Source organism: Sagittula sp. NFXS13, from assembly GCF_040148795.1.
GTDB lineage: Bacteria > Pseudomonadota > Alphaproteobacteria > Rhodobacterales > Rhodobacteraceae > Sagittula > Sagittula marina.
Window position 1 is genome coordinate 36,251 of the sequence record NZ_JAGEMH010000011.1, and the last position, 20,838, is coordinate 57,088.

The 20,838-nt window shown below is 60.9% G+C and carries 23 protein-coding genes and 1 tRNA gene; 15 read left to right on the forward strand and 9 right to left on the reverse strand.

Annotation, left to right across the window (positions count from 1 at the left end; genetic code table 11):
* Positions 1 to 115: 115 nt before the first annotated feature.
* The 3 genes from J4E08_RS17900 to J4E08_RS17910 form a co-directional block, all read right to left on the reverse strand.
* On the reverse strand, positions 116 to 1,240 hold the full coding sequence (locus J4E08_RS17900; protein WP_349539677.1) for a M48 family metallopeptidase: 1,125 nt from the start codon (positions 1,238 to 1,240) through the stop codon (positions 116 to 118).
* On the reverse strand, positions 1,240 to 2,508 hold the full coding sequence (locus tag J4E08_RS17905; protein WP_349539678.1) for a YjgN family protein: 1,269 nt from the start codon (positions 2,506 to 2,508) through the stop codon (positions 1,240 to 1,242). The genes J4E08_RS17900 and J4E08_RS17905 overlap by 1 nt, the downstream gene beginning before the upstream one ends.
* Before the next feature lie 156 nt (positions 2,509 to 2,664).
* Positions 2,665 to 5,094 carry a DNA topoisomerase IV subunit A gene (locus J4E08_RS17910; RefSeq protein ID WP_349539679.1) on the reverse strand — a complete coding sequence of 810 codons (2,430 nt, stop codon included), beginning with the start codon at positions 5,092 to 5,094 and terminating at the stop codon, positions 2,665 to 2,667.
* A gap of 177 nt (positions 5,095 to 5,271) precedes the next feature.
* On the opposite strand from J4E08_RS17910, the gene J4E08_RS17915 reads away from it, so the two are divergent.
* The 4 genes from J4E08_RS17915 to J4E08_RS17930 all read left to right on the forward strand — a co-directional run bounded on the left by J4E08_RS17915 (position 5,272) and on the right by J4E08_RS17930 (position 7,633).
* On the forward strand, positions 5,272 to 5,862 hold the full coding sequence (locus J4E08_RS17915) for an SH3 domain-containing protein (protein ID WP_349539680.1): 591 nt from the start codon (positions 5,272 to 5,274) through the stop codon (positions 5,860 to 5,862).
* A gap of 38 nt (positions 5,863 to 5,900) precedes the next feature.
* Entirely contained in the window at positions 5,901 to 6,731 is an 831-nt protein-coding gene (locus J4E08_RS17920; RefSeq protein ID WP_349539681.1) for an SDR family NAD(P)-dependent oxidoreductase, read from the forward strand.
* Between the two features lie 103 nt (positions 6,732 to 6,834).
* On the forward strand, positions 6,835 to 7,038 hold the full coding sequence (locus tag J4E08_RS17925) for a twin transmembrane helix small protein (RefSeq protein WP_183966593.1): 204 nt from the start codon (positions 6,835 to 6,837) through the stop codon (positions 7,036 to 7,038).
* 22 nt (positions 7,039 to 7,060) lie between these two features.
* A complete protein-coding gene (locus J4E08_RS17930; RefSeq protein WP_349539682.1) occupies positions 7,061 to 7,633 on the forward strand; it encodes a cob(I)yrinic acid a,c-diamide adenosyltransferase in 573 nt (190 codons plus the stop codon).
* 76 nt (positions 7,634 to 7,709) lie between these two features.
* Here J4E08_RS17930 and J4E08_RS17935 read toward each other — a convergent pair whose 3' ends face one another.
* Complete coding sequence (locus J4E08_RS17935; protein WP_349539723.1) at positions 7,710 to 9,056, reverse strand: cytochrome P450; 1,347 nt, start codon at positions 9,054 to 9,056, stop codon at positions 7,710 to 7,712.
* Positions 9,057 to 9,207: 151 nt separating this feature from the next.
* Between J4E08_RS17935 and J4E08_RS17940 the strand changes: the two genes are divergently transcribed.
* From J4E08_RS17940 to J4E08_RS17950, 3 genes are all read left to right on the forward strand, one after another.
* Complete coding sequence (locus J4E08_RS17940; RefSeq protein ID WP_221235588.1) at positions 9,208 to 9,789, forward strand: hypothetical protein; 582 nt, start codon at positions 9,208 to 9,210, stop codon at positions 9,787 to 9,789.
* 100 nt (positions 9,790 to 9,889) lie between these two features.
* Complete coding sequence (gene tuf, locus J4E08_RS17945; protein ID WP_183966631.1) at positions 9,890 to 11,065, forward strand: elongation factor Tu; 1,176 nt, start codon at positions 9,890 to 9,892, stop codon at positions 11,063 to 11,065.
* A 276-nt stretch (positions 11,066 to 11,341) separates the two neighbouring features.
* Positions 11,342 to 12,334 (forward strand): zinc transporter ZntB, encoded by a 993-nt coding sequence (locus J4E08_RS17950; protein WP_349539683.1) that lies wholly within the window; start codon positions 11,342 to 11,344, stop codon positions 12,332 to 12,334.
* A gap of 97 nt (positions 12,335 to 12,431) precedes the next feature.
* On the opposite strand, the gene J4E08_RS17955 is transcribed toward J4E08_RS17950, so the two are convergent.
* Both J4E08_RS17955 and J4E08_RS17960 read right to left on the reverse strand, forming a co-directional pair.
* Positions 12,432 to 12,653 carry a hypothetical protein gene (locus J4E08_RS17955; RefSeq protein ID WP_183966603.1) on the reverse strand — a complete coding sequence of 74 codons (222 nt, stop codon included), beginning with the start codon at positions 12,651 to 12,653 and terminating at the stop codon, positions 12,432 to 12,434.
* Between the two features lie 113 nt (positions 12,654 to 12,766).
* Positions 12,767 to 12,979 (reverse strand): hypothetical protein, encoded by a 213-nt coding sequence (locus J4E08_RS17960; RefSeq protein WP_183966605.1) that lies wholly within the window; start codon positions 12,977 to 12,979, stop codon positions 12,767 to 12,769.
* A 424-nt stretch (positions 12,980 to 13,403) separates the two neighbouring features.
* On the opposite strand from J4E08_RS17960, the gene J4E08_RS17965 reads away from it, so the two are divergent.
* Positions 13,404 to 13,479, forward strand: a tRNA-Trp gene (locus J4E08_RS17965).
* A gap of 260 nt (positions 13,480 to 13,739) precedes the next feature.
* On the opposite strand, the gene J4E08_RS17970 is transcribed toward J4E08_RS17965, so the two are convergent.
* Together J4E08_RS17970 and J4E08_RS17975 are read right to left on the reverse strand one after the other, a co-directional pair.
* Positions 13,740 to 14,195: a hypothetical protein gene (locus tag J4E08_RS17970; protein ID WP_183966607.1), complete on the reverse strand. Its 456-nt coding sequence runs from the start codon at positions 14,193 to 14,195 to the stop codon at positions 13,740 to 13,742.
* Between the two features lie 191 nt (positions 14,196 to 14,386).
* Positions 14,387 to 14,806 (reverse strand): hypothetical protein, encoded by a 420-nt coding sequence (locus J4E08_RS17975; protein ID WP_183966609.1) that lies wholly within the window; start codon positions 14,804 to 14,806, stop codon positions 14,387 to 14,389.
* Between the two features lie 469 nt (positions 14,807 to 15,275).
* Here J4E08_RS17975 and secE point away from each other — a divergent pair, with 469 nt between their 5' ends.
* Together secE and nusG are read left to right on the forward strand one after the other, a co-directional pair.
* Positions 15,276 to 15,479: a preprotein translocase subunit SecE gene (gene secE / locus J4E08_RS17980; RefSeq protein ID WP_183966611.1), complete on the forward strand. Its 204-nt coding sequence runs from the start codon at positions 15,276 to 15,278 to the stop codon at positions 15,477 to 15,479.
* Positions 15,480 to 15,668: 189 nt separating this feature from the next.
* Positions 15,669 to 16,199 carry a transcription termination/antitermination protein NusG gene (gene nusG, locus J4E08_RS17985; RefSeq protein ID WP_183966613.1) on the forward strand — a complete coding sequence of 177 codons (531 nt, stop codon included), beginning with the start codon at positions 15,669 to 15,671 and terminating at the stop codon, positions 16,197 to 16,199.
* Between the two features lie 64 nt (positions 16,200 to 16,263).
* Here the strand turns inward: nusG and J4E08_RS17990 are convergent, their stop codons facing one another.
* Complete coding sequence (locus tag J4E08_RS17990) at positions 16,264 to 16,752, reverse strand: hypothetical protein (protein ID WP_349539684.1); 489 nt, start codon at positions 16,750 to 16,752, stop codon at positions 16,264 to 16,266.
* A gap of 93 nt (positions 16,753 to 16,845) precedes the next feature.
* On the opposite strand from J4E08_RS17990, the gene J4E08_RS17995 reads away from it, so the two are divergent.
* The 5 genes from J4E08_RS17995 (at position 16,846) to rplL (ending at position 20,732) form a co-directional block, all read left to right on the forward strand.
* Entirely contained in the window at positions 16,846 to 18,012 is a 1,167-nt protein-coding gene (locus J4E08_RS17995; RefSeq protein ID WP_349539685.1) for a winged helix-turn-helix domain-containing protein, read from the forward strand.
* Between the two features lie 170 nt (positions 18,013 to 18,182).
* A complete protein-coding gene (gene rplK / locus J4E08_RS18000) occupies positions 18,183 to 18,635 on the forward strand; it encodes a 50S ribosomal protein L11 (RefSeq protein ID WP_349539686.1) in 453 nt (150 codons plus the stop codon).
* 5 nt (positions 18,636 to 18,640) lie between these two features.
* Positions 18,641 to 19,339, forward strand: coding sequence for a 50S ribosomal protein L1 (gene rplA, locus J4E08_RS18005; RefSeq protein ID WP_183966618.1), 699 nt, complete (start codon positions 18,641 to 18,643; stop codon positions 19,337 to 19,339).
* Positions 19,340 to 19,760: 421 nt separating this feature from the next.
* Entirely contained in the window at positions 19,761 to 20,279 is a 519-nt protein-coding gene (rplJ, locus tag J4E08_RS18010; protein WP_349539687.1) for a 50S ribosomal protein L10, read from the forward strand.
* A gap of 72 nt (positions 20,280 to 20,351) precedes the next feature.
* Positions 20,352 to 20,732: a 50S ribosomal protein L7/L12 gene (gene rplL / locus J4E08_RS18015; RefSeq protein WP_183966620.1), complete on the forward strand. Its 381-nt coding sequence runs from the start codon at positions 20,352 to 20,354 to the stop codon at positions 20,730 to 20,732.
* Positions 20,733 to 20,838 lie beyond the last annotated feature (106 nt).

A 20,838-nucleotide genomic window follows, 5' to 3' on the forward strand; every position in this document is an offset into this window, starting at 1 on the left:
CCCCACTTTGGCAGGCTTGTTACCGTCGGCGCACAATCATTACAATAGCAGCACTGGAAGTGGCACTTAATTACGTTGCGGCGGATTGGCCGGCTGTTTCACGCGTGACCGGGGATCAATCGCAGATGGATTGCAGGGCGCGCCACTCTGCATCAGTCAGAATCGGGGTGGTGTCTGATTGTGTTTCTGCAAAGGCCTCTGCCTGCGCGGCGCGGTTTGCGGTGACGGGGTGGGACGACAGGTATTCCGGCAAATTGATCGGCTCCATCTCTGCCAATGTTCCGAAGAAGTCGGCGAACCCGTCCGCGTCAACCTGCGCATCCGCCAACATGTCGAGGGCAAAGACATCTGCGGCGCCTTCTGCCTCGCGCGTGTAGGAGGCCGACAGCAGGTTTTCCCCGATGAGGGCAATGGCCGCGCCGCCGGTGAAATCACCGATGATCATGGTGAGAATCCCGGCAGAGCCTGCGGCGCGCAGGGTCAACCGGGTGGCGTCGCGGCTTTCGACGTGGCCCAGTTCGTGGGCGAGAACGCCGGCCACTTCCTCAGGCGAGTTGGCTTTGTCCAGCAGGCCGCGCAGGATCACAACCTGACCGCCGGGCGCGGCAAAGGCGTTGACCATCGGGTGGTCGAAGACCTGCAATTCGATCTGATACGCCATGTCCTGCGGATCGGTCAGGCGGGTGAGCAGCTTGTCCAGCGCGGCACTGCCTTTTGGTGACGCGCAGCCAAGGTCCCCGTCGGCGCCCATCCAGCGCAACTGCCGTTCCATCTGGCGGGTGACGGCCTTGCCAAAGGCGACCTCACGCTCGATGGGGATCAGCCGGGCCAGCGTGTCGGCCATGGCGGGCAAAATCACCAGCAAAACCAAGGCTGTCGCCGCAATGGCCCCGGCGGCATAGATCAGCAGCTTGCGCAGCGCGCCGGGGTGGGTTTCGACTTTGAACAGGTCAGGACGCGTGCCATGCAGCCAGCGAATCAGATCGGTGTCCAGAATGACCAGACGCGCGACGTCGCGTGGCGCTTCGTCGTCGGAGGCCGTGTGTCGGGTAACGGTCAGGCGGCTGTCGTCGGCCGTGTCCGACAGCGCACGGATATCCATGAGCCGCCAGTGCAGCGGCTCCGGCAGGCTGTCACCCGTGATGATCAGCGCGTGTTTGTCCGGCGTCAGGGCAACAGTCACCCGATGGCGCGCCGCCGTCAGACCGTCATAAAACTGAGCCTCTGTGCCGTGTTGCATCAGATCGCCCCGCCGATATCGAGCGCATCGGCAAACCCGTCCGCATCAATCCCGGTCAACGCCTCACGCTGGCTGACGCGATCCAGACCCGCCGGGTTCAGTACGGTGATCGTCTCGATATAATGGGCGAGAATCGGCTGGGTGATCAAAATCATGGAGAGCGCCTGCATGACGACAATGCCCACGAGGTAGCCGATCCCTGCAACCAACGCGGCGCCCACCATGCGGAACATCATCCCCGACTGGCCGCTGGGGTCGTCGGTCATGAAGGCGTCCTCCATGCCCAACATGAACGGCGTGACCAGCACGGCGACGGCACCAAACACAATTGAGGACAGCAATGCCAGCAGCAGGCCGCCGAGGATGTAGGTCTTGATGACCTGACGGGTGCGCGGGCGGGCGTCGAAGCGGATCTCATCCTCCGGCGTGTCCGCGACGACAACCTTGTGGCTCATCAGGTATCCGAAGGACCAGACGCCATAACACAGCATCCCGACCATCAGCCAGACGTACCCGACAAAGATCAACAGGCCACCCAGCACGGCGAGCGCGATCGTTTCATTTGCCATGCCGAAACCGAATGCCACGCCGGACGCCAATAGAATGCCCAGACCGATGAAGACATGCTTCATCGCCGGGTAAAGCGCGGTCCATTTCCCGTCCTGGCGGAGCGAGGTGGTGCCGTAAAAACTGCGGTCGGTCATGAATTTTTCCAGCCGGAAGGTCATGAGCGGCGAGAGCAGCCCCAGCGTGACGATGCTGAGCAGGCCATAGCCCATGGCGCGGATGACGTAGCCCCATGCGCCTTTCTTCATGCCAAGGCGGATACCACGAAACCGTGTGCGGGCCATCTTGTACCGGCGCGCGCGGTAGATCGCGAACAGGATGAAGGGCATCACCGCCAGTGCAGAAATGTAGAGGGCGGCCATCTGGCGGACGATCTGTTCATTCGAGGCAGTGTCCGGGTCCACCATCATGTTCAAGCCAAAGTAGAACAACACCATCTGCACCAGGCCGAGGTAAATTGCGAGAAACACGATGGCGACGAGAAAGCCGAGAAACTTTTCCAGCCCGGTTCCGGTGTATTCAAACGTGTCGCCCCCGGCGTTGACGGAGGACCAGATGTACTTGCGAATGCGCGTTTTTTGCCAAAACCGGTACAGCCCGAGCGTGATGAGCGACAGCAGGCCGGTTTTCAGCGTCAGGCCGAAAAGGGGGCCCTTGCTGCCGGAATACTCAATCGCCATCTGATTTTGTTCTAATGCCATGGGGTTTGCCTTCAAATTATTTTCGGCGGACCTAAAACGTATGGTTGTGCGGGTAAAGTCAGGTTTGCATGGCTCGGCTGGCCACGCTGTCAGGTATGGCTGAAAAGCCTGACGAGGGGGTGAAAAAATGGGGCGCCGCAGCGCCCCACCCTTGGATCAGTTGAACTTGTTGTCGCGAGGGAAGCCGCGTGGCGCCATGCGCCCGGCGCCGGCACGCTTGGCGGTCCATTCCGCCAGCTCCTCCCCCGTGACGGTGCGGGTCCGCCCTGCGGGATCCTGCCAGCTCAGCCCTGCCTCCAGCGTGAAGGTGCGCGCGTCGGACATGCCACCGTCCTTGTATTTCTGCATACGCACCCCCTTGCCACGGCCCATTTCGGGCAGCTCGTCGAGCATGAAGACCAACAGCTTGCGGTTCTCGCCCACCACGGCCACGGCGTTGCCGGTGACAGGCTTGCAGACCAGCGCGCGGGTCGGGGTTCTGACGTTCAGCACCTGCTTGCCGGAGCGGGTCTGCGCGACAACGTCGTCTTCCGGCACGATAAATCCGTCACCCGCAGAGGACGCCACGATCAGGCGCTGGCCGGGGCGGTGGATCATAATGTCGAGGATTTCGACATCGTTGGGTAGATCGACCATCAGGCGCAGCGGTTCGCCCATGCCACGACCACCGGGCAGGTTGGCGGCCATCACGGTGTAGAAACGCCCGTTCGACCCGAAGACCAGCAGCTTGTCCGTCGTTTCCGCATGGAAGATGAAGCGCGGGCCGTCGCCGTCCTTGAACTTCAGCTCGCGGTTCAAGTCGATGTGACCGGTCATGGCGCGAATCCAGCCCATCTGGGAGCAGACCACGGTGACCGGCTCGCGCTCGATCATGGCCTCCAGCGGGACATCCTCGGTTTCGGTCGCCTCGGCAAAGGCGGTCAGGCGCTGGCCGCGATCATAGCCCTTGGTGAACTGCTTCTTGACCTCTTGCAGCTGGTCCTTGACCTGACCCCACTGCATGTCCTCGGAGTCCATTAGGTCTTCGAGCCCGGCGCGTTCCTCCATGAGAGTGTTGCGCTCGTTGACCAGTTCCAGCTCCTCGAGGCGGCGCAAGCTGCGCAGACGCATGTTGAGGATCGCCTCGGCCTGCACGTCGGACAGACCCTCGGACCGGCCGGTGAAGCGGCGTGGGATGGTGGCGGGGCCGTCTTCGTCCAGCAGGACCCCACGGGCAACCGCGTCGGGATCGTCGTGCAGTTCCAGTGCCTTGACGTCGATCCCCGCCAGCGGAGACTGGTAATCGCTTTCGTCCGTGGCGCGGACGATGGTGGCCTGATGCGGCTTGGACCAGTCCTCGTACATCAGCGCGGCCTTGGGGTCGTCATCGTAGCGGATGATGTCGATCACGCGGTCGAGGTTCAGGAAGGCAATGATGAGGCCTTCGAGCACTTCGAGACGATTGTCGATCTTCGCCATGCGGTGCTTGGACCGGCGGATCAGCACGTCGCGGCGGAAATCGAGGAAGGCGCGCAGGCACTCCTTCAGCGAGCAGACGCGCGGCGTCACACCGTCGATCAGCACGTTCATGTTGAGCGAAAAGCGCGTTTCCAGATCAGTGTTGCGGAACAGCGCATTCATCAGCACGTCGGGGTCGACGTTCTTGGACTTCGGTTCCAGCACCATGCGGACGTCTTCGGCGGATTCGTCGCGCACGTCGGCGAGGATCGGCACTTTCTTGATCTGGATGACCTCGGCGATGCGTTCGACCAGCTTGGACTTTTGCACCTGGTAGGGGATCTCGGTGACGATGGCCTGCCATTGGCCACGGCCCAGGTCCTCCACATGCCAGCGGGCGCGCAGACGGATGGAGCCGCGACCCGTGCGGTAGGCGTTGGCAATGTTTTCAGCCGGTTCGACGATGACGCCCCCGGTGGGAAAGTCCGGCCCCGGCACATATTGCATCAGCGTGTCGTCCACGGCGTTGGGCGATTTGATCAGATGCAGGCAGGCGTTTATCAGCTCGCCGATGTTGTGCGGCGGGATGTTCGTCGCCATGCCGACCGCAATGCCCGATGACCCATTGGCCAGGAGATTCGGGTAGGAGGCGGGCAGAACGGAGGGTTCTTCGAGGCGACCATCGTAGTTCGGACGGAAATCGACGGCGTTTTCGTCCAGCCCGTTCAGCAGCGCCTCGGCCATCACGGTCATGCGTGCTTCGGTGTATCGGCTCGCCGCCGGGTTATCGCCGTCGATGTTGCCGAAGTTGCCCTGACCGTCCACCAGAGGGTAGCGAATCGTAAAGTCCTGCGACAGGCGCGCCATGGCGTCGTAGATCGCCGCGTCGCCGTGCGGGTGGAAGTCCCCCATGGTGTCCCCTGAAATCTTTGCAGATTTTAGGAAGCCTCCCGTGGAACTAAGTCGCAGCCTGCGCATTGCATATAAGATACGACGATGGACAGGCTTCAGCCCATCCCGCGCATCGGGCAACGCACGGTGCATAATGGTCGAAAGCGCGTACGTTAAGTAGCGCTCTCCGATCGCTCGCCGCAGGGGTTCTGCGGGGTTGCGGATGGGATCGAGGGGATCGAGTTCATCGTCTGACATGAGCGTCGTGATATCGCTGCCTTTCGGGCGCAGCAAGCGACAGTCTGGGAATAAGTCCTGCAATTTCCCTTAGGCGATCTAAGGGGGGCTGATAAACGTAACGCGTTGCTGTCTTGCAGGCGACGGGGTGTCGGGTTGCGACCGATCACCTCTGATAAAAGTGGGGGTATTTGGGGAATGGTACGTCTTTTCCTTGTGACATTTGGTCTTTTGGGGTGGGCTTGGTTCGAGCTGTCGGGGGGCACAAGTTTTGTGCCCGGCGAAAACGGAGTGCAACTTGTCGCCATTCCAAACGTCGAGACGCCTGCCAGCGTTCAAGTGGCCGCGGCACCCGCTGAGACGCCAGAAATTGTCGCCCGTGACACCCCTGCTGATCTGAATGCCGTTGTCATGCCCGCTGTTGCTGCGCGGCCTGCACAGGTCAAGACGGTATATGCTCCCTCAGCTGGCGATGCCGTTATCACCCCCGCGTCGATGACCGCAGCGATGCCGTCGGATGAGTCCGACTTTGGGATCGACGTGAGCCGCCCCGCCGAGATCGAAGCCGCTGTGGCCACAGCGGCGGTCGTGGATTACCGCGAGGTCACGGCGAGCCGTGTGAACCTGCGCGGTGGTCCGTCGACCAATTACAACGTGCTGACGCAGCTTTTGCGTGGTGAGGAGGTCGAAGTGATCGACGACACCGGCGCTGGGTGGGTCAAGCTGCGTGCGCTCGATGGCAACGACATCGGCTGGATGGCTGACAGTTTCCTCACCGCGTCCAACTGAGTATTGACGCGCGGCGGCGAAACCCGTCTGTACCGCGCATGTCTCAGAAAACGATCCTTATCACCGGGTGCTCTTCGGGCATTGGTTTGAACGCCGCTCATGGGTTGAAAGCTCGTGGGTGGCGTGTCTTTGCATCCTGCCGACAGGAGGCGGATTGCGTCCGGTTCCGGGAGGCGGGCTTTGACAGTCCGCGCATTGATTACACCGACACCGCCAGCATCGAGAGCGGCCTGACCGAGGTGCTGTCCGCCACGGGCGGCACGCTGGATGCGCTGTTCAACAACGGTGCCCATGCCACGCCCGGCGCGCTGGAGGATCTGCCCACAGACGCGCTGCGCGAGATTTTCGAATCCAACGTCTTTGGCTGGCATGAGCTGACACGCCGGGTGATTCCGGTGATGCGCGCGCAGGGGTATGGGCGAATCGTGAACCACTCCAGCGTGCTTGGGCTGGTGGTGATGCCCTGGCGGGCGGCCTACAGCGCGACGAAATTCGCCATCGAGGGGCTGACCGATACTCTGCGAATCGAGATGCGCGATACTGGCATTCACGTTGTGGCGCTGAACACCGGGCCGGTGACCTCGAAAATTCGCGTGAATTCCATCCCGCATTTCGAGAAATGGGTGGATTGGGAAAACAGCCCCCGTGCCGAACAGTATCGGGGCAAGCTGCTGAAGCGGCTTTACGAATCACGCGGCCCTGACAGGTTCGAGCTGCCGCCCGACGCCGTTACGGAAAAGTTGATCCACGCGATCGAACACCCGCGGCCGAAACCGCGCTATTACATCACCCGCGCCACCCATCTGATGGGTGCGGCGCGGCGACTGCTGACAACCCGCAGGCTGGACTGGCTGATCTCCAAGGGCTGACGTGCCGCAGGTGTGCGGGCTTCGCTTTTGCGATGAGGCGCGCTAAGTCGTCAGTCAAAGCGGTCGCAGGCCATTCCGGTCGGCGCAAAGGGAAGGAATCGACATGACAAACGATCCCCTGTTCATCGTCATGGCCTTGGTCATGTTTGCTGTGGTGGGCGTTTTGCTGTTTGGCATTGGCAGTTTTGCCAAGGGCGGGGATTTCAGCCGCAAGTGGTCGAACAAGGCGATGCAGTGGCGCATCGCTGCACAATTCGTCGCGGTGGTGTTGATTTTGCTCTTTGCCTATTTCCGCCAAGGCACCTGATCAAAGACCAAGTGGGGGCGACATGGTTGTACTGAACAAGATTTACACGCGCACGGGCGACGCCGGAGACACGGCGCTGGGCAATGGCACGCGGGTCAAGAAGTATGACGCGCGGGTGGAGGCCTATGGCACCTCGGATGAGCTGAACTCGTTCGTGGGCGTGGCGCGGCTGGCGGCTGAAGGGGACATGGATGACGCACTCGCGCGCATTCAGAACGACCTCTTTGATCTGGGCGCCGACCTGTGTCGTCCGGACATGGCCAAGGACGCGGAGTCCGAATATCCGCCGCTGCGTATGGTGGAGGCCCAGGTGGAACGCCTGGAGGTCGAGATCGACGCCATGAACGCAGATCTGGCCCCTTTGCGGTCCTTTGTGCTGCCAGGCGGATCGGCCTTGTCGGCGCATCTGCACGTCTGCCGGACAGTGGCGCGCCGGGCCGAGCGTCTGTCGGTGGAGCTGGCCTCCGAAGCGGACATCAACGCGGCAGCGGTGAAGTACCTCAACCGCCTGTCCGACTGGTTTTTCGTCGCCTCTCGCGTGGCGAACGGCAACGGCGCACAGGACGTTTTGTGGGTGCCGGGCGCCAACCGTTAAAGGCAGCCGGGCGTCCCATGGATGGCCCGGGGACCCAAAGGGCGGGGCCCCCGCTGGCGGGGGGCTTCCCTACGGATCAGACAGGCTCTGCCTCCAACCAGACGCCGCCATTGGGGCGGAGTGTCAGGATCATGACCGGTTCCGGATCGCGCCCTTTCACCGCGGTGAAGCGGAAGTTGGCGACCAGTGAGGCGAGGATGATTATGGCCTCCTGCAGGGCAAAGCTTGCCCCGATACAGATGCGTGGCCCGTCGCCGAAAGGCAGGTAGGCGTAGCGCTCCGGTTTTTGCTCCCACCGATCCGGGCGGAAGACGTGCGGCGAATCATAGAGCAGATGGTTGCGGTGCAGCGCGTAGATCGGGATGATGACCGTATCGCTCTTGCGGATCTCCCGGCCGCACAATTCATCCGCTGCCCTGGCCGTGCGCGATACCATTCCCGCGGGCGGATACAGACGCAGAGCCTCGTCGATGACCTTGCGAGTGAAGGGCAGATTCGCCACATCGTCGCCGCTGACGGTTTCTCCGGTCATGAGCGCGCGGGCTTCGGCGCGGACGCGGTCCTGTGCCTCCTGGTCGAACGCCAGCAGGTACAGCGACCACGACAGGGTCAGGGCCGTGGTTTCGTGCCCCGCGACGATGAAGGTCAGCAGATTGTCCCTGAGCTCGGAGGGCGACATGCTGCGGCCGGTTTCGGGATCCTTGCCCACTTGCAGCAGATCCATGAGGTCCGGCACCCCTTCGGAAGGGCGGTCGGCGCGGGCGGCAATGGCCCGGTCTGCCATGTCCTTCATCTGGTTCACGCCGCCGGCGTGAAAGGCGCGTCCGGGCCGTGGCACCCAATCCGGCGCGCCCAGAATGTCGAACAGCGACACTTTGCCCGCCTCGGAGATGTAGGCGTCGATGGCCTTGTGCACCCCGTCGCGGTCAAAGGTGCTGTCGCCGGAAAAGGTCACGTCGGAGATCACGTCGAACGTCACGCTGACCATCTCGTCGAGAAAGTTCACCGCGCGGGGCCCCGTCTGGCGAATGCGGTCGATGCTGCGCTGGGCGGCGGCGCTCATCACCGGGGCAAGGTTCATCACGTTGCGATGCGAAAACACCGGCGCAGCGGTGCGTCGCTGCCAGCGCCAATGCGCGCCCTCGGCGATGAACAGACTGTCGCCGATGGCGGGCTTCAGAAGGTTCTTGGTCACCAGCGACTTCGGGTAATTGTCGAGATTTTCCAGCAGCATCCGGCGGATTGCACCGGGGTCCATGACCATGTGCCAGCGTTTGCCGGTCTTGCCGGACACCATGGGCTGTTTTGTTGCGATTTCGGGGATAATTGACAGGACGTTTCGGCGCGTGGCCTGCAACGAGGCCCAAAGGCTCATCGGCTCTGTCACCAACGGTACCTGAACCGGCACGCCGGTCGGCGGCATCTGTGTCATGGGAACCCTCCAGGCGCGGCCAAGAGCGGCGCTTTGCGTGTTGTATCCTTGCAAAGATAGGCGGGAATGCGCCTTTGGCAAAGTGGTGCGCAATTGCACCTATGCCCTGTTCGCGCTACGGGACAAAACAGGATCGAAGGGGATGGAAATGGTTCGTGTATTTGCCATTGTAACGATGATGCTGTCGCTGGTTGCCTGTTCGGATGCGACAAAGGATCTGGCGCAACCGGTGGAACCGCTGGGCGATTTCACTCTTGGGCACGCGATCGTGGTGGCGCCGAACCTTCAGCAACTGCTGGTCTCGCGCAATGCGACCGAAGACGAATGGATCAGCACGGTGGACAAAGCCGTGGAGAAACGGTTTCGCCGCTTCTCTGGCGGGCGATACTATCACCTCGGGATTTCGGTCGAAGCATATAGCCTGCCGCCCCCAATCATCCCCGGCAAATCTGCCCTCGCTTTGCGTCTCACCGTCTGGGACGATGCCGCCAACGCCAAGCTGAACGCCGAGACCGAGCTGATCCACGTGATTCAGGTGTTCGAAACCCGGCTGAAGTACACGCGCGAAGAGCAAATGACCCGCCTTGCGGATCAGGCAGCCCTGCAGATCGAAGACTGGCTGCGCGAGAAGATGGCGGAGGAGGATTGGTTCTCCACAGCGCGATCCGCGCCCATGATTGTGGCCGAGCCGTCACCAGAGGCCGCTTCTGTAAACGCTCAGTGATTTGACGGGGTTGATTTTTCGTCGCCGACTCAATATGTGCCCCGCGATGGAAACCCGGGCCTCCTGTCTGGCCCCTTGAATAACGAGGCGTCTTTAAGAGATGGCAAAGGAAAAGTTCACACGCGACAAGCCGCACTGCAACATCGGCACAATCGGCCACGTTGACCACGGCAAGACCACGCTGACCGCGGCGATCACCAAGTATTTCGGTGACTTCAAGGCCTACGATCAGATCGACGGCGCACCGGAAGAAAAAGCACGCGGCATCACCATCTCGACCGCGCACGTCGAGTACGAGACCGAGGCACGTCACTACGCGCACGTCGACTGCCCCGGCCACGCCGACTACGTCAAGAACATGATCACCGGTGCGGCCCAGATGGACGGCGCGATTCTGGTCGTGAACGCTGCTGACGGCCCCATGCCGCAGACGCGCGAGCACATCCTGCTCGGCCGCCAGGTGGGTATCCCCGCCATGGTCGTGTTCATGAACAAGGTTGACCAGGTCGACGACGAAGAGCTGCTCGAGCTCGTCGAAATGGAAGTCCGCGAACTGCTGTCCGCATACGACTTCCCGGGCGACGATATCCCGATCATCGCGGGGTCCGCTCTGGCCGCGATGGAAGGCCGTGATCCCGAGATCGGCGAGAACAAGATCCGCGAACTGATGGCCGCCGTGGACGAGTACATCCCGCAGCCGCCGCGCGCGACGGACCAGCCCTTCCTGATGCCGATCGAAGACGTGTTCTCGATCTCGGGTCGTGGTACGGTTGTGACCGGCCGTGTGGAACGTGGCGTGATCAACGTTGGCGACGAAATCGAAATCGTCGGCATCCGCGACACCACCAAGACGACCTGCACCGGTGTGGAAATGTTCCGCAAGCTGCTCGATCGTGGTGAAGCAGGCGACAACGTCGGCATCCTGCTGCGCGGCATCGACCGTGAAGGTGTTGAGCGCGGTCAGGTTCTGTGCAAGCCGAAGTCGGTGAACCCGCACACGAAATTCGAGTGCGAGGTCTACATCCTGAACAAGGAAGAAGGCGGTCGTCACACACCGTTCTTCAAGAACTACCGTCCGCAGTTCTACTTCCGCACCACGGACGTGACCGGCACGGTTGAGCTTCCCGAGGGCACCGAAATGGTGATGCCGGGCGACAACCTTAAGTTCTCCGTCGAGCTGATCGCCCCGATCGCGATGGAAGAGGGCCTGCGCTTCGCTATCCGTGAGGGTGGCCGCACCGTGGGTTCCGGCGTCGTGTCGAAGATCCTCGCATAAGCGATGATCCCGTGACGCGCCATGACCGGTGTGTCGAAGATCCTCGCCTAAGCGATGATCCCGAGACGCGCCATGACCGGTGTGTCGAAGATCCTCGCCTAAGCGATGATCCCGAGACGCGCCAAGACCGGTGTGTCGAAGATCCTCGCTTGGTCAGCTACTGCTGATCAGCCAATAGAAAGGCCGTCCCCAGGGGCGGCCTTTTTTTATACGCCTCCATGCGTTCGACGGGCGCTTATCACTTGCTGAGACGTCGCCTCGACGTATCTTGAGCGTATGAATGATATCATCCCCCATCCCGACACACTTTTGCAGCGTGCCTATATCTTGAACGGCCCAGATCGCTGTCAGGCTATGTCTCCGGCAGATGCGCCGAGGGTTCTGCAATCCGAAACTCTTGGGTGGGTCCACCTTTCGGCGGGCCATGCGGAAACGCCGGGTTGGATCGTGGACAACCTTTCGTATCTCGACGAATCCATCGTCGACGCCCTGGTGACGGAAGAGACCCGCCCGCGCGTGACCCGCGTGGGCGATGGGCTGATCGTTATCCTGCGGGGCATCAATACCATAGACGGCGAGGCCCCCGAGGATATGGTCGCTGTCCGGCTCTGGATTGACCCCAACCGCATCATCAGCCTGTCGCGGCGGCGTGTGCGTGCGGTGGAGGATATCGCGCACATGATCGAGAGCGGGCAGGGGCCGGAGGATGCGTCGGAGTTCCTGCGGCTTTTATCAGAGCGGCTGAACGTCCGGATCGAGGCCTTTTGGCGTGATTTCGACGACACTGCCGACGCGCTGGAGGAGCAGGTGCTGGAGGGCGGAAACAAGGCGATGCGCCAGCAGGTCGCCGACCTGCGGCGGCAGACCGTGGTCCTGCGCCGCTACCTGCAGCCGCAGCGCGACGCTGTGCGGCATCTTCTGCAAAGCGCGCCAGACTGGATACAGGAAGACGATCATCGTCAGATGGGCGAAGAACTGGATGCCCTGCAACGGCTGGTCGAAGATATAGACGCGATGCGTGACCGACTGGCGCTGGTGCGCGATGAGCTGTCCGGGCAATTGTCCGACACGCTGAACCAGAACATGTACCTGATTTCCATCCTGTCAGCGGTGTTTTTGCCGCTGGGCTTCCTGACAGGGCTGTTCGGGATCAACCTCGCCGGAATGCCGGGAGCGGCGCATGAGGCGGCGTTCTGGATCTTTACCGCGTCGCTAGCAGTGCTGGTCGCGGTGCAGATCGTGGTCTTTCGCAAGCTGCGCTGGATCTGACCCCTCCAAATGTTAAGCCGCGCCCCGGTAAGGGACGCGGCTTTCACAGACCTCGCGCGAGGGAGGAGGGGCGCGCGACGTCAATGCGAGGCTGGCTTTACTGCGCCAGCGAACGGATCACGGAACGCTTTTCATTGTAGTTGCCACCGGCGTGCACTGCGGCGTTGATCTGGTGGATTTGCGTGTCTGTGAGCGCAACGGTTTCTGCATTCGGCAGGTAGCGCAGGGCTTCCGGGGACAGGCGCGGCGCGGTGGTTGCGGACGCGGCACCAGCGAAGAGAACGGAAGCGGTCAGGGCGGTTGCGATAAGCGTTTTCATTGTTTTAGTCCTTTACAAAGTCGCCGGCTGATTGTGTCCGGCCTATAACAGGGAGGGGGGGCTTTCCGGGTCAGCGAGCCGATATGACGGTGCGCAGGCCGGGGAGAGCCGTATCAGTTCAGGATGGAACGGATAGCGGAGCGTGTTTCGTTGTAGTTCTTGCCGGAGTGAACGACGCTGTTGATCGCGGCGACCTGGGTGTCCGACAAGTTGCTGTAGTTTGCATTCGGCAGGTAGGTTTGCACTTCGGAGGAGACCGGAGCGGCCTGCGCGGCGCCTGCAAAAAGTGCGGTCGCGGTGAGTGCGGATGCGATGAGAGTTTTCATAGTGATACCTTTTAAGATTTGGGGCGAGACGCCCCTGTGTGTGTTTCCAAGACTGTGTCGCCTCGGATGAGACAGAGATAGGCTCTCTTGCTGAGTAGTTGAAATCACGGAATAATCTCGGATCAGTCGCGAAAAAGTGAGCTTGAAATTTGAAACTCTGGGACAGCGTGGCGTTGCCCCTTTATTTCCTGAGGAAATCGCTAATCCTGCGCGGGAGATCGTTTTCCGCAGGGCCAACTTGTGCGTGAAATGGGGAGGTTGCACAGCTTCTGTGCGGTTTGCGCACAGACGAGGTGTCGGTCCAAAAGCGCCTCTTTGGCGGGCTTTTCCGTCGCGGGAAGAGGGCTTTGAATTTTGTCTGACGCGGGCTCTTGAACTCTGTGCGGAGCGCGTGTAAACGACGACACGGCCTTAAGTGGCCTGTAGGGGTATAGCTCAGTTGGTAGAGCGACGGTCTCCAAAACCGTAGGTCCCGGGTTCGAGTCCCTGTGCCCCTGCCATTTCGAAAATTTCCAAAACTCATCAGTGATCGAATGCGACCGTAGTGGCATCGCGAGATGTTTTGCGCGGGTCTGGGTGCTCTCGTGTGGGAGGCTTGGCGACTTGGCGAGTGCCCCGCACGTGCGGCTGTGCCAGGGAGCCTTGAGCGTGACGCGCTGATCCTGCCCTCTAGTGACCGCAACGCTTGGGCATGAGCGACAGTCAAACGCAAAAAGGGCTGCCCGAAGGCTGCCCTTTGCATTGGTGCTGTAAACTTGAATTAGTTCATCAGGTAGGAGCGCATTTCACGCTCTTTGTCGTTGTCGTTGCCTTCTTTGGAAGCAATTGCCACGAGAGCTGCTTTCTGTTCGTCGGTCAGCGTCTCGATGTCGACGTCCGGCAGGAAGGAGGCGATAACCTCATCGAAATATTCGCCATCATCTTCGGCGGCGACTTCTTCGGTCACGACAACGGAGTCAGCAGGAACGACCTTGACCACGGTTGTTGTCTCGGGCTCTTTGAAGACGCCGATGTAAGAACGCATTTTCTGCTCTTTTTCGGCTTCGTCAGCGGAGGTCGCGATACCAACGAGAGCGGCGGCTTGCTCGTCTGTGAGGGTCGAGACGTCGAGCTCCGGGATGTACTGGTTGATGGTCGTGGTCGAGAAGTCGTCAGCGGCAAATGCGCCGGTTGCGATCACGGTCACCAGTGCGGTAGCGGTCATAAAGCGTTTCATCAAGTAGCTCCTAACGTATTATTGTTCTTGGCAGAGAGCTTTCCCTCTGTCTTCTGGTGGGTAAACTTCCCTGACCTGGGTTTGGTTCCCGATATTTTTTCAATCTTATCAAGTGTTTGTGATGTGTTTGCGGCAGACGAAAAAAGGCCGCCCGAATGGGGCGGCCTTTGAGTACTCAAAATTCAGAGAATTCAGTCCATCAGGTAGGAGCGCATTTTCTGTTCTTTGTCGGATTCATCCGCGGAGGTTGCGATACCAACCAAAGCAGCTTTCTGCTGGTCAGTCAGTGTCGACTGATCGACATCCGGCAGGTACTGGGAGATAGTCGGGTCGTCCATCGAGGCATCAGCAGTCGTCATGGTGGTTGTCGTCGTGTCGACGGTTGCCGGGGACGTCTGCACGCCCAGGTAAGAGCGCATCTTCTGCTCTTTGTCAGCTTCGTCGGCGGACCCGGAGATTGCGATCAGGGCATCCACTTGCTCGTCGCTGAGGGTGGATACGTCGACTTCAGGGACGTACTGGTTAATGGTCGACGTCTGATACTCGGTCGCTGCGAATGCGCCGGTAGCAATGACAGATGTGAGGGCGGCTGCGGTGATGAAACGTTTCATTATCGAGTCTCCTTAGTCTAATTACTTTGGCAAGCAGTGTTCGTCTCGCCTTCTGCACACCCAACACCGATCAGCGAAAGTCGTTCCCAAATAAATTTGAAAATCAGCCATCGGCCTGAAAACGGATTTCAGAATGCAGTGGGCTTCAGGCGGCCAAGCAGAATAACTGTTGGGGAGATATGGGTGAGGTGTATCCGGTTTCTCCGAAACGGCTGATGGATGGGCGGAGCGCGGGACGGATCAAGGCAGCTTGCGGGCGACCTTATAATACGGTGAAAAGGACCGACGCCCGCGTCGCTCCAGCAGCGCCAGCCCGACGCATGAGGCCGCCTTCCAAGCCGTCAGTCTTTTGCTTCACAGCCTTGCGAGCGCCATAGACCTTGCGTTTGTGAGCGCGCTTGCGTAAATGCGCCTGAACGCAGCCTCCGACTCCGGTCGTTTGGCGCACAGTGATACGGGAATTTTCAGCATGGCGACGACGAACCCGCTTCAGTTCATCCAGCAGGTGCGCGCGGAAGCGGCCAAGATCGTTTGGCCGACGCGCCGCGAAGTGACGCTGACCACAATCATGGTCTTTATCATGGCATCGCTGGTGGCGATCTTCTTTTCGTTGGTGGACATCGCGATCCGCGCAGGCATGTCCGGCGTGCTGACCTACTTCGGGACCAACTGAACGCAGGCCGGTTGGCGGGGCAGGGGCCTTGCCATCTTGACTTGCGTGGTATATCGGACTGGCTCAGAATTGAGGCGCGCGGCTGTTACAAGCTCGCGCGCCGTTTCATTTCCAGAAGGCGCCTCCGACACGCGGGGGCAATTCGCGAATGCGCCCGCGGTGCGGGCAAGCTAGGAACAGAGGTCGGACATGGCAAAGCGGTGGTATTCGGTGAGCGTTCTCTCGAATTTCGAGAAAAAGATTGCCGAGCAGATCCGGACGGCGGTTGAGGAGCAGGGGCTCGAAGAGAAGATCGACGAGGTTCTGGTGCCGACCGAAGAGGTCATCGAAGTGCGTCGCGGCAAGAAGGTGACCACCGAGCGTCGCTTTATGCCCGGCTACGTGCTGGTGCACATGGAAATGTCGGATCAGGGCTATCACCTGATCAACTCCATCAACCGCGTCACGGGGTTCCTTGGTCCGCAGGGCCGCCCGATGCCGATGCGCGATGCCGAAGTCGAGGCCATCCTTGGCCGGGTTCAGGAGGGCGAAGACGCGCCGCGTCTCGAAATCCGCTTCGAGATCGGCGAAAAGGTCAAGGTCAACGAGGGCCCCTTCGAAGGCTTCGACGGCATGGTCGAGGGTGTCGACGACGACAATCAGCGCCTACGCGTTGCCGTGTCGATCTTTGGCCGCGAAACCCCGGTCGAGCTGGAGTTTTCCCAGGTGAATAAGCAGTAACCGGCTTTTACAGGTTTCCGAAAAGGGCGTGTTGCATCGGCAGCGCGCCCTTTTCTTTTGTCGCTTAGCGTGGCGGCAGCTTGCAGCCTGCTTCGGTCAGGGCTTTGGCGCCGTCCTCCGTCGTCGCCTGCTCGGCGGTGAACGCGGTGGCGCTCAGGCTTCTGAGGCGCGGCGCTTCGTTGCCCAAAGCCTCCCACAGGAACGTGCCGCATTCCATCAGCCCATTCTCATAGCGCGCCAGATATGCGAGGGCGACAGCATCCTCGTTGGGATAGATTGTGGCATCCGTCACGTGAAAGCCGGTCAGCTTGCCGGTCTGTTCGGCGTGCGCGGTTTCCACGTTGCGGAACATGGTGCGGGGCTGCTGGCTTTGCAGGTCGGGCACCAGAGTGGTCCAGTTCAAATCGTGCGCCCCGCGTTGGCGGTTCATCAGAAAGGTGTTGGTGGCCTGATTGACGGCGTCGATCCGAGCTGCGCCCTGCGGCGGCAGCTGCTCCTGCGCGATAGCGGGGGCTGCGCAGAACAGGCCGAGGGCGAGAAGAAGGGATTTCATACACAGGCTCCGTGTCGTGATGCGGCAGAGCTAGGCTTGCCCGCCCGGAACGTCCATCGCACGACTTGCAATCCGGCAGAGCGGCGCTCAAGCATGGCCGCACTTGTGGAAGGGGGCCGCGTGACTGTTTTACGCATATCGAACGCTGACGTGCGGCGGCTTTGGCTTGCGGCACATGGGCTGTCGGGGGCGCCATCGGGGGCGGATGCGATGGGCGTGATCCGTGAGCTGGGCTTTGTGCAGCTTGACACCATTCAGGTCGTCAGTCGCGCGCATCACCATATCCTCTGGTCCCGCGCGCAAAGCTATCGTGAGCCCATGCTCGACAAGCTGCTGCGCAAGCGACAGGTGTTCGAGCATTTCACCCATGATGCTTCCGTGCTGCCGATGGAGATGCTGCCGCTTTGGCAAAGACAGTTCGAGCGGATGAAACGCAAGGTCGGCGGTTCATGGTATGTTGGGGTCGCCTCTGACGCGTTGACGCAGGAGATCCTGACCCGCGTCCGGGAGGAGGGGCCGCTGTGTACCCGCGACTTTGATACGGTGGTGGAAAAGCGCGCCATGTGGCAGCGTCCGCCGCATAAGAAGGCGCTGGATTACCTTTGGTACGCGGGAGAGCTTGCCACTTGTCACCGTGAGGGCGTCATAAAGTATTACGATCTGGCCGAACGGGTGTTTCCGGAGGTCGAGGTCTTGCCCGAGCAGGCGCAGATTGATGGTCTGTGTAGCGCGGCGCTGGACCGGTTGGGCTTCGGCTCGGCAACCGAGATCCGCAAGTTCTGGGATGCTGTTGATCCGGCCGAGGTCAAGGCCTGGGCCGAGGCGGCTCGCCTCATTCCGGTGGAGATTGAGGCGGCTGACGGCACGTGGTCTGCCGCGCTGGCTGCACCGGATATCGAGGCTCGGCTGGCGTCTGCCCCGGAGCCCACCGGGCGGCTGCGCATTCTCAACCCGTTTGATCCGGCGATCCGCGACCGGGTTCGGCTGAAGCGGCTGTTCGGATTTGACTACACTGTCGAGATGTTTGTGCCAGAGGCCAAACGCCAATGGGGATACTATGTGTATCCACTGCTGGAAGGCGCGCGGTTTGTCGGGCGGATCGACGTCAAGGGCGACCGCAAGCGTGGGACACTGATCGTTAATCGTTTGTGGTGGGAGCCGGGGGTGCGCCCCTCCAAGGCCCGCGATGCCCGGCTGGCGACGGAACTGGACCGCCTTTGCCGACTGGCGGGGCTGTCGCAGGTGCAGTGGGCGGCCTGATCCCTCTTGCCAAACGCCGACCTCTGGTCTAGACGGCCCCTTCATGCCGACCGGGGCGACTCGGGTGGTGTGTCAATCGTGGGAGGCGAGGGCGTCGCGATGTCCGGACCTGACCACGCCAAAGATGGCCCCGCGACGCGTCAACGGGCGATGGAACAGGAGATTAGCCGATGGCAAAGAAGCTCGCCGGCAAGATGAAACTGCAGATCCCTGCAGGCAAAGCCAACCCCTCCCCGCCGGTCGGTCCGGCGCTGGGTCAGCGCGGCATCAACATCATGGAATTCTGCAAGGCGTTCAACGCCAAGACGCAGGAAATGGAGCCCGGCGCGCCGTGCCCGACCGTGATCACCTACTATCAGGACAAGTCCTTCACCATGGACATCAAGACGCCCCCCGCGTCTTATTACCTGAAGAAGGCCGCCGGTCTGAAGCCCGTGGGCAAGCGTAACCGCCCTCGTGGTGCCGAAGCGCCCGGCCGCGAGACCATTGCGTCCGTGACCGTCAAGCAGGTCCGCGAAATCGCCGAAGCCAAGATGAAAGACCTCTCGGCGAACGACGTGGAAGCGGCAATGAAGATCATCGTTGGCTCCGCCAACTCGATGGGTATCGAGGTGAAGGGTTAATCGTCATGGCAAAACTCGGTAAGCGCACCCGTGCAGCCCGCGAAGCATTCGTTGGCAAAGAAAACCTCACCGTTGAAGAAGCGGTTTCCCTGATCAAGTCGAACTCCAACGTGAAATTCGACGAGACCGTGGAAATTGCGATGAACCTCGGCGTTGACCCGCGTCACGCAGACCAGATGGTCCGCGGCGTGGTTGGCCTGCCGAACGGCACAGGCAAGACCGTCCGCGTGGCAGTCTTTGCTCGTGGCCCGAAAGCGGACGAAGCCAAGGAAGCAGGCGCAGATATCGTTGGCGCAGAGGACCTGATGGAATCCATCCAGTCCGGCACCATCGACTTTGACCGCTGCATCGCCACCCCGGACATGATGCCCGTGGTTGGCCGCCTGGGTAAGATCCTCGGCCCGCGCAACCTGATGCCGAACCCGAAGGTTGGCACCGTGACGATGGACGTGGCGCAAGCCGTGTCCGACGCCAAGGGCGGTCAGGTTCAGTTCAAGGCAGAGAAAGCCGGTGTCGTGCACGCTGGTGTGGGCAAAGCCTCCTTTGACGAAGCGAAGCTGGTGGAAAACATCCGCGCGTTCGTCAACGCAGTGTCCGCAGCAAAGCCTGCCGGCGCAAAGGGTTCCTACATGAAGAAGATCTCGCTGTCTTCCTCCATGGGCCCTGGCGTGTCTGTCTCTGTCGACGACGCGAACGCACAGTAAGATATTTCCCCTCTCGGGATGAAAAGGGCGCCTTCGGGCGCCCTTTTGCGTATTGGTGACAGGCGCATCAGGGGCGGTTCAAGGTGCCGAGGCCGGGTGTGGCAGGTCTCACCGACGTTCCTGTCGCGGCAAAGCCCTGCGCATCGGACTGAAAGCCAAAAAAGTCCTTCACAACAGCCCGCGTTGCGCGTAGAGACCTGTCTTGCAGAAGCCCTGCGATTCGTGGGGCTTTCGCATTCGTCCGAGACGGTGGGTTGGCTTTGGTCAATAATTCCTGCCCGAGACGGGAAGAGACATTCTTTCTCCTCGATGTTCGCATCGGGAAGCACAGGATGCGTCGACCCTCATCGGACTTTGTCGTTCGGGTTCGCCCGGACAAAAAGAGCCGGAGGGTCCGCCCTCCAACAATTGGAGTGAAACTGTGGATAGAGCCCAGAAAGAGAAATTGGTCGAGGAACTCGGCCAGATCTTCGAAAGCTCTGGCGTCGTGGTGGTTGCCCGCTACGAGGGTCTCACGGTTGCAGAGATGACGGACCTGCGTAACCGCGCTCGCGGTGCAGAAGCGACGGTCCGTGTCGCCAAGAACAAGCTCGCCAGAATTGCTGTCCAGGGGACCCCCGCTGAGGGGATCAACCAGTATCTGGACGGTATGACGGTGCTGACCTTCTCCGAAGACCCTGTGGCTGCGGCCAAGGTCGTCGAAGACTTCGCCAAGGAAAACAAGAAGATTGAGATCCTTGGCGGTGCTATGGGCGGCACCACGCTGGACCGTGCCGGTGTTGAGGCCGTGTCGAAAATGCCGTCGCGCGATGAGCTTATTGCTTCCATCGTCGGCTGTATCGGCGCACCCGCATCGAACATTGCCGGCGCAATTGGCGCACCTGCTTCGAACATCGCCTCCATCCTGTCTACCATCGAGGAAAAGGCAGAGGCGGCGTAAGCAACCTGTTGACCCGCGTAGGGAATGCTCCCTGGCGTTGGAACCCATATCTAAATCGGAAAGAGTCTCAAAATGGCAGATCTCAAAGCACTGGCCGAACAAATCGTTGGCCTGACCCTCCTGGAAGCCCAGGAACTGAAGACCATCCTCAAGGATGAGTACGGCATCGAGCCCGCAGCCGGCGGCGCAGTCATGATGGCTGGCCCGGCAGACGGCGCAGGCGCAGCGGCTGCTGAAGAGCAGACCGAATTCGACGTGATCCTGAAGTCCGCTGGCGACAAGAAGATCAACGTGATCAAAGAAGTTCGCGGCATCACGGGTCTCGGCCTGAAAGAAGCCAAAGAGCTGGTCGAAGCCGGTGGCAAAGCCGTCAAGGAGCAGGTCTCCAAGGACGAAGCCGAAGAAATCAAGAAGAAGCTCGAAGAGGCAGGCGCCGAAGTCGAGCTCAAGTAATTCTGTCTTCGGACTGGTTACGAGAAACGCTCCCTTCGGGGAGCGTTTTTTTGTTTGCTGCTATGTGATTGTGTGGCTCTGCAACGGCCTTTGCGGTGGCGACACG

Bases quoted from the DNA above. Each gene is read 5' to 3' on its own strand.
- J4E08_RS17900 (WP_349539677.1), bottom strand. From the start codon at position 1,240: ATGCAACACGGCACAGAGGCTCAGTTTTATGACGGTCTGACGGCGGCG.
- J4E08_RS17905 (WP_349539678.1), bottom strand. From the start codon at position 2,508: ATGGCATTAGAACAAAATCAGATGGCGATTGAGTATTCCGGCAGCAAG.
- J4E08_RS17910 (WP_349539679.1), bottom strand. From the start codon at position 5,094: ATGTCAGACGATGAACTCGATCCCCTCGATCCCATCCGCAACCCCGCA.
- J4E08_RS17915 (WP_349539680.1), top strand. From the start codon at position 5,272: ATGGTACGTCTTTTCCTTGTGACATTTGGTCTTTTGGGGTGGGCTTGG.
- J4E08_RS17920 (WP_349539681.1), top strand. From the start codon at position 5,901: ATGTCTCAGAAAACGATCCTTATCACCGGGTGCTCTTCGGGCATTGGT.
- J4E08_RS17925 (WP_183966593.1), top strand. From the start codon at position 6,835: ATGACAAACGATCCCCTGTTCATCGTCATGGCCTTGGTCATGTTTGCT.
- J4E08_RS17930 (WP_349539682.1), top strand. From the start codon at position 7,061: ATGGTTGTACTGAACAAGATTTACACGCGCACGGGCGACGCCGGAGAC.
- J4E08_RS17935 (WP_349539723.1), bottom strand. From the start codon at position 9,056: ATGCCGCCGACCGGCGTGCCGGTTCAGGTACCGTTGGTGACAGAGCCG.
- J4E08_RS17940 (WP_221235588.1), top strand. From the start codon at position 9,208: ATGGAAATGGTTCGTGTATTTGCCATTGTAACGATGATGCTGTCGCTG.
- tuf (WP_183966631.1), top strand. From the start codon at position 9,890: ATGGCAAAGGAAAAGTTCACACGCGACAAGCCGCACTGCAACATCGGC.
- J4E08_RS17950 (WP_349539683.1), top strand. From the start codon at position 11,342: ATGAATGATATCATCCCCCATCCCGACACACTTTTGCAGCGTGCCTAT.
- J4E08_RS17955 (WP_183966603.1), bottom strand. From the start codon at position 12,653: ATGAAAACGCTTATCGCAACCGCCCTGACCGCTTCCGTTCTCTTCGCT.
- J4E08_RS17960 (WP_183966605.1), bottom strand. From the start codon at position 12,979: ATGAAAACTCTCATCGCATCCGCACTCACCGCGACCGCACTTTTTGCA.
- J4E08_RS17970 (WP_183966607.1), bottom strand. From the start codon at position 14,195: ATGAAACGCTTTATGACCGCTACCGCACTGGTGACCGTGATCGCAACC.
- J4E08_RS17975 (WP_183966609.1), bottom strand. From the start codon at position 14,806: ATGAAACGTTTCATCACCGCAGCCGCCCTCACATCTGTCATTGCTACC.
- secE (WP_183966611.1), top strand. From the start codon at position 15,276: ATGGCGACGACGAACCCGCTTCAGTTCATCCAGCAGGTGCGCGCGGAA.
- nusG (WP_183966613.1), top strand. From the start codon at position 15,669: ATGGCAAAGCGGTGGTATTCGGTGAGCGTTCTCTCGAATTTCGAGAAA.
- J4E08_RS17990 (WP_349539684.1), bottom strand. From the start codon at position 16,752: ATGAAATCCCTTCTTCTCGCCCTCGGCCTGTTCTGCGCAGCCCCCGCT.
- J4E08_RS17995 (WP_349539685.1), top strand. From the start codon at position 16,846: ATGGCCGCACTTGTGGAAGGGGGCCGCGTGACTGTTTTACGCATATCG.
- rplK (WP_349539686.1), top strand. From the start codon at position 18,183: ATGGCAAAGAAGCTCGCCGGCAAGATGAAACTGCAGATCCCTGCAGGC.
- rplA (WP_183966618.1), top strand. From the start codon at position 18,641: ATGGCAAAACTCGGTAAGCGCACCCGTGCAGCCCGCGAAGCATTCGTT.
- rplL (WP_183966620.1), top strand. From the start codon at position 20,352: ATGGCAGATCTCAAAGCACTGGCCGAACAAATCGTTGGCCTGACCCTC.